The following is a 9,703-nucleotide window of genomic DNA, read 5'->3' as shown; positions in this document are numbered from 1 at the left end:
GCTTCCAACACCGCGGGTATCGTGTCCGGGATGCTGATCGCTTCCCCGACGACCGCCCACGCGTGGCGCTTCGATAACCTGCCCTCCTCCAACGCGGCCAGGGTGGTGGGGAAGTCCCGGGTCAGCAAATCACTATGATCGATCAGGATCCCCGCGGTCACCTCCGGCACCAAGGTCGCGGCGGCGAGTTCCGCCGCGGTCAGGGCTCTGACCCGGCCCCCATCCGAAACAAAGGGGTGCGCGTCCGCGGTGAGGTCGTGAAGGTGGGTGACCGCTTTGGCTTCCTGCGCATCAACCCAGGAACGCAACCGTCCCAGCTCCTTCAACACTCCCAGGGTTTGTCCCGGGTCCAGGCCGGCCATCGCCGTCACCGCCACCCGGCCCGACAACACCGGAGATACCTCACCGGAGCGGCCCTTGGCGTCAGCATCACTACGGCCGCCATCACGGGAACCGATCTTCGAGTTGCGTGAATCCGTGCGGGTCTCCGGTCCGGGCTCCGGCGCCTGCACGGGAGGGGAAGCCCACACCGCGTCGACACCCAACGGACCACCAGCACCATAACCACCAGTTCCACCGGACGTCCCACCCCGCGTCCCGTCCGAGGACCCGCTGGCAGCCCCCGCCGAGGTATCCGCAGACCCGCTCGTCGAGCCGGAATCCGCGCCAGAACCGGGAAGGAATCCCGTTCCAGTAGAAGAAGCTGTACTGCTTTTCATACCCCTATTCCATCATCGAGCACTGACATTTTAAGGGGTAATAGTGGAGCCCGGGAAAAGAATTTTGAACTATTTTAGTGGCCGATCAAGGCCTCGATAGACGGCATGGACCGGACCCGAAAACTGCTGATCGAATCGCGCGTAAGGCCTGCCGGGATTAGATCGGATTCTGCCTCAGGGGATGACCCACTCCCAGGCGTCTTCGCCCAAATAGGACAAAACCAGTGTTCCCTCCAGCGCGGGGACATCGAGAAGGACTGTTCCAGCTGCAGTTTCGCCGGGACCAATCGACTGCGGCAGGATGGCCGTTTCTGGCAAGCAGCCGTAAGAGTTGCCAAACAGCATGCCGTTGAACGTGGTTCCGTCGGTCTGGATGAATTTCCACGCCCCGGCGTCGGCGTAGAAACTGCCGCCGAGCTCGTCCTTCAACTCCGGCTGGGTTTCCACATCGAGTTGGACTGCCAGGTAATGGCCGTTGACCGGCGGCTGAGCATATTCTTCGGTGCACTGGGTCGGAGCGATCGACGACACGGTGAAGTCGATGACGTTTGTGCTGCGGTCCTTCGAGTTGAATATGCCCGCCGCTTCACCAATATCCTTCACCAGGTTCCCCCGGATGCTTGTCTCAGGTTCGGCTGAAGGAGAAGGTTCAGGGGACGGTTCAGCGGACGACGACGGCGACTCCGACGGCGACCCCGACGCGGATGGCGCCGGTGCTGATGCAGACGGCGAAGACCCAGCCACTGAGGGTGCGATCGTTGCCGCGGTCCCGCCCGCTCCGGCGTCGGGTGCTTCGCCGGAACATCCGGTCAAAGCAACGAGACCGACTGCATAAAGTGCGATGTGCTTTTTCATGCCATACCTTTCTGAGAATTTCCGATGGTGTTGAAGAGCGGTTGGAAGCGGCCCCCATGCCGCTTCCAACCGCAGATTGTGGGCTGCCTAGTATTTGGGAAGACTCAGCAGGTTGTTGTTCTCGCGGCCGTCGCTGACCGTGGCGATGTACTTGATTCCCAATCCGCTGGTCCTCACGACGACGGGCGCCTGCGCGCCGGTCGGGCTGCGGCTTTGGAAAGTTTCCGTGCCGGCCTTGATTTGCTGAACGATTCTGGCCCGGGTGGATTCGGACAACGGCCCGGTGGGGGTGTCAGAGTGGTTCACCCGTGAGATGTGCTCGCTACTGGTGGCCGGGTTTTCCAGGTGAATCTGGCGAATGTACTTCATGACCGTCCTTCCGACGATGTTGATGGTGCTCGTGGAATTGAACGGTAGGGGATGGTTCACCAGCAGTTGATGATGTGCGCGATAACCCCTCTTATCGCAAAAACCTCTCAAAAGCTCGGATAGATTCAGTAAGGTCAAGTGAGTTGGCGAGCCATAGGGGGAGATATGCCGAACGTGAGTACCGCCGATTTGTCTCTGGCCGATGTGGCTCGCCTCGCTCAGGTCAAGCGACCAGTGGTTTCGATGTGGCGACGACGCTACCGAGACGCCGATCTGCCCTTTCCGTCGCCCACCACGGGTTCGGCTGGCCACCCAGCGTTCGACGTCGGCGAGGTAGCTCAGTGGCTCCACCACACAGGTCGCGGCAACAATCCGGACGCACAGCTCGACGCCGGCGTCTTTCGTTCGGGTACGTCAGCCAGCCACCCAAACACCGACGCATTGACCGCCCTGCTGTGCCTGAAGGTACTCAGTGGTGAGCGACTGACCGGGCTGTCCGGTGTAGCTCCTCGACCTCGCTGACGACCACGACCCGCATAATCAATCCCTCTATGGCGAATTGGCGGCGGCCGGCGACAACCTTGCCTTCCTGGCTGCGACGGCGGACGGGTTGGCCGACGCCGCCTATAGCTCGGGCGCGGCGTTCGACCACCTTCTCGAGGTTGAACAGCGGCTCGGACTCAGGGGCGGAGAAGTCAGTCAGGTCGCTGTGGATCTGGTCGCTGCTGCGGTATCCGCGTTGCTCAGCCCGCGAGACGGTTCGAGGCGAATCGTGGATCACTCGCCGGGAAGCAGCGATGTCCTCCTGCAGCTGAACGAGAGTGACGGAACCGCGCGATGTGCCCTCGCCTGGGATGGATCCAACTCCGCGGCGTCGCGGCGCGGTTTGCGCCGTCTCTACACTCACGGCGTGGTCCTCGACGACAGGAACGAGACGTCGGCCCTGTCGGCGGGGAGTCCTCAGGACTCCATTTGATCCAGTTCCCACTCGCCGACAACCCGAACCCCCGCGACGCCGAGGTTCTGAACACCATCGACAGGATCTGTCTGCAGCTCGCCGATGGTGAACGCACGGTTGTGTTCGGTCCTGCCGGCCCGCTCTGCGATGCGTTGGACGCAGAGGGTTCGGCAGGCGGGAGCGAGGCCATACGGTCGGACATTTTGCGCACGGGACGGTTGCGCGCCGTCGTCCGATTGCCTCAAGGCTTGCTGAAGTCGAAGCCGCGTCAGGCTATGGCCTTGTGGGTGCTCGGTCCGGCACACGCTGAGGTGGCGCTCGGTGAGCGGTGGACCTTGGTGTCCGACCTCTCTGGAATGACCCTGTCGAAGTCGGACGTCGATGATCTGATCAGCGACCTTGTCGCCGCGATGGGCAACCGGCGATCGGTGGAAAAGCACTCGTTCCGTTTTGCCCGACTGGTGGGAACGTCCTCTCTGGTTGCGGCCCGCGGTTCTTTGGTCAGGACGAGGCCGCTGGCAAGTAGCGCGACGGTTCGGCCAGCCGATGCTGTGCTGCACATTGAGGGCCTCCTGTCATCACTCGGACGGCAGGAAACCACCCCAGGACTGGACATGCGGGTAAACCCGGTGCCGGACCCGACTAGCCCAGCGGCACGGATTCTTGGAGACCTGGCCGATGAAGGCGCCGTCGCTTACCTCCCGGGCAACCGGTTCGAGGTAGACGACCTTCACGTCGGCGACCCGAATGCGCCCGGCGCCATCAGAGTGCTCACCACCGAGTTCCTCCTCGACGCGGACCCGCCGGCGATCATGGATCGGTTGAGGTTCGCCACTCGGTACCCGGAGGGCCGGCTGACCGAGCCGGGCGACGTCGTCTTCTGCACCGGGCCGAGGCCAGCCGCTTACGTAGACGCTGACGGCTCCGCCGCAGTTGCGTATCCGGCTCGTATCCTCAGAATTGTTGGCGACGGCCGCACCAGCAGAAGCCAAACGGCGCTGGTTGCCAGACTGCTCGCTCAAGACATCAACGCCCAGCCGCCGACGGCCCGGCGGTGGAGGTCGTGGACAGTCCGCGCCGTCGACGTCGGCCAGCGCGAGCCCCTGAGCCGCACGCTTGACGCCGTCGAGCAGGAGCGGATCGCCGCGCTTGAACGCCTCAGGCTCCTCGATCAAGTCGCTACGCTGATCATGGACGGCGTAGCCAGCAACACTGTGACCCTCGGCGACCGGACCCCCGCCGCCCCGATGGAAGGAACACCCTAGTGCCCCCGAAAGTGAAGGTAGACGCCCTGCCGTCCACCATGAAGGAACTCAAGGACACCCTGTGGAAGGCCGCGGACAAGCTGCGCGGTTCCATGGACGCGTCCCAGTACAAGGATGTGATCCTGGGGCTGGTGTTCCTGAAGTACGTGTCGGACGCGTTCGATGAACGCCGCGAGCAGATCCGGGTGGAGCTTGGCGCCGGTGGGTTCGGTGAGGATCAGATTGCCCAGATGATCGACGACGTCGACGAGTACACCGGGCGGGGCGTGTTCTGGGTGCCCACGCAGGCACGCTGGACCTATCTGGCGCAGAACGCCAAGGGCACACAGGCAATGGACGGCGAAGCGCCCAAGACTATTGGCGAGCTGATCGACGACGCGATGGACGCCGTCATGGGCGCCAACCCGTCGCTCGCGGCAACGTTGCCGCGGATCTTCAACCGGGACAACATTGATCAGCGCCGCCTCGGCGAACTGCTGGACCTCTTTAACTCCGCGCGCTTCACGGGGCAGGGTGCCACGAAGGCCCGCGACCTCTTAGGCGAGGTCTACGAGTACTTCCTCGAGAAGTTCGCCAAAGCCGAGGGCAAGCGGGGCGGAGAGTTCTACACGCCGGCCGACGTCGTCCGCGTCCTCGTCGAGGTGCTGGAACCCGATCATGGGCGCGTCTATGACCCGTGCTGTGGGTCGGGCGGCATGTTTGTGCAGACGGAGAAGTTCCTCGAGTCGCACAACAAGGAGGGTTCGAGCATCTCCGTCTACGGGCAGGAGCTGAACGAGCGCACCTGGCGGATGGCGAAGATGAACCTTGCCATCCATGGGCTGAACGGGAACCTGGCCAGCCGCTCGGGCGACACGTTTGCGCGTGACCAGCATCCGGATCTGCAGGCCGACTTCATCATGGCCAACCCACCCTTCAACATCAAGGACTGGGCCCGTTCCGAAGGCGACCCCCGCTGGAAATACGGCGTCCCTCCTGTAGGCAACGCCAACTACGCGTGGATCCAGCACATCATTTCGAAGCTCGCGCCGGAAGGCAGCGCTGGGGTGGTCATGGCCAACGGCTCCATGTCCTCGAACTCCGGCGGCGAAGGCGATATCCGCGCGCAGCTGGTGGAGGCCGACCTGGTCTCCTGCATGGTCGCCCTGCCCACCCAGCTGTTCCGTAGCACCGGCATCCCGGTCTGCCTCTGGTTCTTGCCAAGGACAAGTCCTCGGGAGCGGTTGACCGGTCCGGTGAGGTGCTCTTCATTGACGCGCGGAACCTGGGCTACATGGTGGACCGGGCTGAGCGGGCGCTGGCGGATGAGGACATTGCGAAGATCGCGGAGACCTATCACGCGTGGCGCGGGTCGGCGTCGGCTCAAGGGTCGGGCATCGAGTACGACGACGTCCCAGGGTTCTGCAGGTCGGTACCCCTCGCTGAGATCAAGGCAGCCGACTACGCGCTGACCCCGGGACGGTATGTCGGCGCGGCCGATGTCGAGGACGACGGCGAGCCGATCGAGGAAAAGATCGCCCGGCTATCGGCCGAGTTGTTCGATCAGTTCGCGGAGTCGGAACGTTTGGCTGCGGTTGTGCGGCAGCAGTTGGGGCGGGTCTCGTGAGGACTGCAGAAGTGACTCTCGGAGAGTTGGTTGGACCGCGAGGTCTCATCGGAGGTCCATTCGGATCATCACTCGGCTCGAAAGACTATGTCGAAGAGGGGGTCCCTGTCATTCGCGGCACCAATTTAGGCTTTGGACGTGAACTAGGAGGGGACTTTGTTTATGTTTCGGCCAACAAGGTCGACACCGAATTGTCCCGCAACACCGCTGTTCCCGGAGACTTGATTTTCACGCAAAGAGGCACGCTGGGCCAGGTCGCCCTAGTTCCGCAACACAGGGATGAGCGATACGTTATTTCGCAGAGTCAGATGCGACTGCGAGCTCACCCAAAGCGAGCTCTTACGGACTATCTTTACTTTGCTTGTTCATCGCCAGCATTCCTTAGGCAGGTATCCGACAACGCGATATCTACTGGTGTTCCTCACATCAATCTTGGAATATTGTCGCGGCTCACGGTCCCGTTACCCGGCGTGAGCGAGCAGCGGGCAATTGCGGAGGTGTTGGGGGCGCTCGACGACAAGATCGCCGCCAACACCAAGCTCATTGACATAGCTAAGGACCTCGCTGTTCTCTCGCTGGCCCGCTATAGACCAACGGTTGCCCTTGGAAATGTCGTAAAACAGCACAAGGCTACGGTCAACCCGTCACTAATGACTGCCGACGAAGTGGCTCATTTCAGCCTTCCGGCGTTCGACGCTGGCCAGACTGCTGAAGTCACACGGCCAGTCGATATCAAAAGTTCCAAGTTTGAGATAAGGCAGCCCTCTGTGCTGATTTCGAAGCTCAATCCGCGTTTCCCCAGAGTTTGGAACGTAGCTGAGGTTCCAGCAATTCCAGGTCTGGCTTCTACCGAGTTCCTCGTCCTTGAGCCTTCGCATTCATCGACCACGTTCTTGTGGGCGGAGCTCTTGCAGCCTTCATTCGGTGCAACTCTGGAATCGAAGGTTGCCGGTACATCGGGCAGCCATCAGCGGGTTAGGCCAGCTGACCTCTTGGAAACACTCGTGGTAGACCCTAGGGAGGTCGAACCGGAGCTTCAAGTGCAGATCACAAGTGTCGGACTCCTCGCAGCCCAGTCCCGTGCGGAGAACGAGTCGCTTGCTGCCACCCGTGTCGCTCTGTTGCCACAGCTCATGTCGGGCAAACTAAGGGTCAAAGAAGCGCAGACATTGGTCGAAGAACTCGTCTAAAAATGTCGGTGCCGCCGGATAGGTTCGAGAGGACATCAACCCATCTGGCGGAAGGCACCAGCGATGACAACTTCAGATGACCGTGCCGGGATGGACCCCTCCGACGAGGGGGCCTCCTTCCCTCCAACTCCAGCAAAGAGTTTGATGCCGGATTGGTATCCGAAGCTTCTGGAATCCGTCTCAAACCGCGTCTCGCAAGGCCGCGCTCGAGCGATCTTGGCCGCAAATCAAGAGTTGATCACGACGTATTGGGCCGTGGGGCAAGCGATCCTGGCCCGTCAAGGGGAAGAAGGCTGGGGGACGAGAGTCATTGACCGCCTGTCCGTGGATCTGCGGGACAGGTTCCCCGGGAGTAAGGGATTCTCCCCACGTAATCTGAAGTACATGCGTAGCTTCGCATCTGTCTGGTCTGAAGAGGCAATTGTGCAAGCGCCGCTTGCACAATTGCCCTGGTACCACCAGATTGCACTCATCGAAAAAGTTGGTACTTCGGAAACCCGTCTTTGGTACGCCGCCGCTGCCGTCGAAAACGGCTGGTCCCGCAACATCCTGGTTCACCAAATCGAAACCCGGCTGCACGAGCGCTCCGGCAAGGCGATCACCAACTTCGCTGCAGCCCTGCCGCCGTTGGATTCTGACCTCGCCCAGCAGATCACGAAGGATCCCTACATCTTCGACTTCGTGGGTTTGACCGAGCTGCACAACGAACGCGAGCTTGAGCATCAGCTGATCAAACACGTGGAGAAGTTTCTGCTGGAACTTGGCCAGGGGTTCGCCTTCGTTGGCGAACAGGTCCGCTTGGTCATTGGCGGCGACGAATTCTTCGCCGACCTGCTGTTTTACCACCTGAAACTGCGTTGCTATGTGGTGATCGAACTGAAAGCCGGCAAATTCGACCCCGCCTACCTTGGCCAGCTCGGCATGTACATGGCAGCCGTCGATGACCTTGTAGCCGGTCCCGAAGACAATCCGACCATTGGATTGGTGCTCTGCAAGACCAAGAACGACGTCGTCGCCGAATATGCGGTGCGTGGCTACAAGTCGCCCATCGGCGTCGCTCAATGGCAATCCGCGATCATCGAGTCGTTGCCGAAGGAGTTTACATCGAGCCTCCCGAGCATCGAATCGCTGGAGAAGGAACTGTCCGACGGATCGCTCGGCACGTCGCCGAGCAGGTAGACCAGCATCAGGCTGGCCCGCCGCCCGTCAGCACGATTCGCTCCCACTCCATTGTTATTGCGCTGCATCCTCCTTCACCTGAGGAAGGATCACCAGGTTCCCGACCTTCCGACCGGTGTCGATGCGTCGATGCGCTTCCCGTACGCGCTCCAGTCCACCGACGACCTCGGTGACCGTATCTAGATCTCCCCTTACAACGAGGTCCAGGAGGAACGCGAAGTCGTCGCCCCGCTCAGGTGCGGGGCCCGCGTGGACCCGCCCGCGGGCACGGACCGTGTCGAACAGGCTCGCGACCGCCAGGAGGAGCGACCCCGTCGGAACGAGAAGGCGCAGCCCCTCTGATCGGGAGAGGTTGCCGACAGCATCGAAGACCACGTCGAAGTGGTCGTCGATTGTCGCGACGGGCACTTCCTCATAGTCGAGCACCCGGCCGGCCCCCAAACGAACGGCGAGGTCTCGGTTTCGCGAACTGGTGACGGCCGTTACGGTGGCGCCGAGGTACCTCGCGAGTTGCACCGCACTCGAACCGACCGCGCCGGATGCCCCGTTGATGAGCACTCGGTCCCCAGACTTCACCCCGGCCCGGTCGCGGAGGAACCACAACGCCGTTGCGCCCCCGAAGAGAACTCCGGCAGTATCCTCGTGCGATAACTCGTCCGGCTTGCGCACCAGTTTTTGCGTTCGGACGGTCATATACTCGGCGTGGGCGCCCATCCGCAAGCCATTCATGCCGGCCACCTCGTCCCCCGGGGCGAAGCGCATCTCACCCGGCGCGACACTCTCGATGCGCCCGGAAAACGCACTGCCCAGCACTCGCGCTCTCGGGCCACGGAAGCCGATGCCGAGACGCGCGAGCAAGCCGAAACCTTGCGGGAAGCGGCCGGCTCGCAGACGCGCATCGGCAGCGGTGACCGCAGCGGCCTCGACGCGGACCAGTGCCTCTCCTTGGCGCGGCTCGGGCAATGGAATTTCGGAAATGACGATACGCTCCGGCGGGCCGTATCGGGTGACAGATGCAGCTCTCATTTCGATCCTTCCGTGCGGTGTGTCTCGATGTCGAGGCTCGCTGCCGTCGTCGTCAACGGTGCGGTGCGCGGCCAGGTCCAGGCGGAGCGAAGGATGAAGGCCAGGATCAGCACCTCGACTCCGATGGAGAAGCCGTAGAACGCGGCCCACTCCCAGGTCTCCCCAACGACATTGACGATCGAGTAGGGGATGAGGATCGATGCAACGATGAGGTTCGTGGCCCGGTTTACCCGGGCGGACAGCGTCATGGAAAGCACCACCATCACCGCCGGGATCGACACGGACACGAGGGCAGCGGTCACTAGCGTCGCGCTGACTTCGAACTCCCAGAGGCGGCCATCCAGGATGCCGTCGACGACGCCGGGCTTGAAGAAGTTGAGGACGTCGACGTAGATGTAGAGAAACATAAACGTGGCCCATGCTGCTGCGATCTTGGCCTGCACCGGCATGCGCAGATTCTCCAGCGCGCTGCGGGACGGTGGATTCAATTGTGCGGTGTGGGATTGAGGTGTTCTCATCTGATTTCTCCTTGACTC

The 9,703-nt window shown here is 62.1% G+C and carries 10 protein-coding genes and 2 pseudogenes; 6 read left to right on the top strand and 6 right to left on the bottom strand.

Features of this window, described 5'->3' with window-relative positions; all coding sequences use genetic code 11:
- The 4 genes and pseudogenes from IWX62_RS14260 to IWX62_RS14245 form a co-directional block, all read right to left on the bottom strand.
- Positions 1–512, bottom strand: a pseudogene (locus tag IWX62_RS14260) (DUF222 domain-containing protein); the annotation flags it as partial.
- A 381-nt stretch (positions 513–893) separates the two neighbouring features.
- On the bottom strand, positions 894–1,322 hold the full coding sequence (locus tag IWX62_RS14255; RefSeq protein ID WP_196842073.1) for a hypothetical protein: 429 nt from the start codon (positions 1,320–1,322) through the stop codon (positions 894–896).
- 58 nt (positions 1,323–1,380) lie between these two features.
- Positions 1,381–1,524 carry a hypothetical protein gene (locus IWX62_RS14250; protein WP_196842072.1) on the bottom strand — a complete coding sequence of 48 codons (144 nt, stop codon included), beginning with the start codon at positions 1,522–1,524 and terminating at the stop codon, positions 1,381–1,383.
- Positions 1,525–1,661: 137 nt separating this feature from the next.
- On the bottom strand, positions 1,662–1,943 hold the full coding sequence (locus IWX62_RS14245; RefSeq protein WP_196842071.1) for a DUF3892 domain-containing protein: 282 nt from the start codon (positions 1,941–1,943) through the stop codon (positions 1,662–1,664).
- Positions 1,944–2,108: 165 nt separating this feature from the next.
- On the opposite strand from IWX62_RS14245, the gene IWX62_RS14240 reads away from it, so the two are divergent.
- The 6 genes and pseudogenes from IWX62_RS14240 to IWX62_RS14215 all read left to right on the top strand — a co-directional run bounded on the left by IWX62_RS14240 (position 2,109) and on the right by IWX62_RS14215 (position 8,141).
- On the top strand, positions 2,109–2,465 hold the full coding sequence (locus IWX62_RS14240; RefSeq protein ID WP_196842070.1) for a hypothetical protein: 357 nt from the start codon (positions 2,109–2,111) through the stop codon (positions 2,463–2,465).
- Positions 2,466–2,502: 37 nt separating this feature from the next.
- Positions 2,503–2,919 (top strand): hypothetical protein, encoded by a 417-nt coding sequence (locus IWX62_RS14235; RefSeq protein WP_196842069.1) that lies wholly within the window; start codon positions 2,503–2,505, stop codon positions 2,917–2,919.
- Positions 2,916–4,166, top strand: a complete 1,251-nt coding sequence (locus tag IWX62_RS14230) for a hypothetical protein (RefSeq protein ID WP_196842068.1) — start codon at positions 2,916–2,918, stop codon at positions 4,164–4,166. The genes IWX62_RS14235 and IWX62_RS14230 overlap by 4 nt, the downstream gene beginning before the upstream one ends.
- Positions 4,167–4,204: 38 nt before the next feature.
- A pseudogene (locus IWX62_RS14225) lies at positions 4,205–5,772 on the top strand (type I restriction-modification system subunit M).
- Positions 5,769–6,962, top strand: a complete 1,194-nt coding sequence (locus tag IWX62_RS14220) for a restriction endonuclease subunit S (RefSeq protein WP_333483440.1) — start codon at positions 5,769–5,771, stop codon at positions 6,960–6,962. The pseudogene IWX62_RS14225 and the gene IWX62_RS14220 overlap by 4 nt, the downstream one beginning before the upstream one ends.
- Before the next feature lie 63 nt (positions 6,963–7,025).
- On the top strand, positions 7,026–8,141 hold the full coding sequence (locus IWX62_RS14215; RefSeq protein WP_196842066.1) for a PDDEXK nuclease domain-containing protein: 1,116 nt from the start codon (positions 7,026–7,028) through the stop codon (positions 8,139–8,141).
- Between the two features lie 54 nt (positions 8,142–8,195).
- On the opposite strand, the gene IWX62_RS14210 is transcribed toward IWX62_RS14215, so the two are convergent.
- Both IWX62_RS14210 and IWX62_RS14205 read right to left on the bottom strand, forming a co-directional pair.
- Positions 8,196–9,167: an NAD(P)-dependent alcohol dehydrogenase gene (locus IWX62_RS14210; protein ID WP_196842065.1), complete on the bottom strand. Its 972-nt coding sequence runs from the start codon at positions 9,165–9,167 to the stop codon at positions 8,196–8,198.
- Positions 9,164–9,685 carry a DUF6326 family protein gene (locus tag IWX62_RS14205; RefSeq protein ID WP_333483439.1) on the bottom strand — a complete coding sequence of 174 codons (522 nt, stop codon included), beginning with the start codon at positions 9,683–9,685 and terminating at the stop codon, positions 9,164–9,166. The genes IWX62_RS14210 and IWX62_RS14205 overlap by 4 nt, the downstream gene beginning before the upstream one ends.
- Between the last annotated feature and the right edge of the window lie 18 nt (positions 9,686–9,703).

The organism is Arthrobacter sp. CAN_A1 (assembly GCF_015751665.1).
GTDB lineage: Bacteria > Actinomycetota > Actinomycetes > Actinomycetales > Micrococcaceae > Arthrobacter_D.
The sequence above is the reverse complement of the archived record's forward strand: the minus strand, read 5'-3'. Positions and strand labels throughout refer to the sequence as shown.

Bases quoted from the DNA above. Each gene is read 5' to 3' on its own strand.
- IWX62_RS14250 (WP_196842072.1), bottom strand. From the start codon at position 1,524: ATGTTCCGGCGAAGCACCCGACGCCGGAGCGGGCGGGACCGCGGCAAC.
- IWX62_RS14245 (WP_196842071.1), bottom strand. From the start codon at position 1,943: ATGAAGTACATTCGCCAGATTCACCTGGAAAACCCGGCCACCAGTAGC.
- IWX62_RS14240 (WP_196842070.1), top strand. From the start codon at position 2,109: ATGCCGAACGTGAGTACCGCCGATTTGTCTCTGGCCGATGTGGCTCGC.
- IWX62_RS14215 (WP_196842066.1), top strand. From the start codon at position 7,026: ATGACAACTTCAGATGACCGTGCCGGGATGGACCCCTCCGACGAGGGG.
- IWX62_RS14210 (WP_196842065.1), bottom strand. From the start codon at position 9,167: ATGAGAGCTGCATCTGTCACCCGATACGGCCCGCCGGAGCGTATCGTC.
- IWX62_RS14205 (WP_333483439.1), bottom strand. From the start codon at position 9,685: ATGAGAACACCTCAATCCCACACCGCACAATTGAATCCACCGTCCCGC.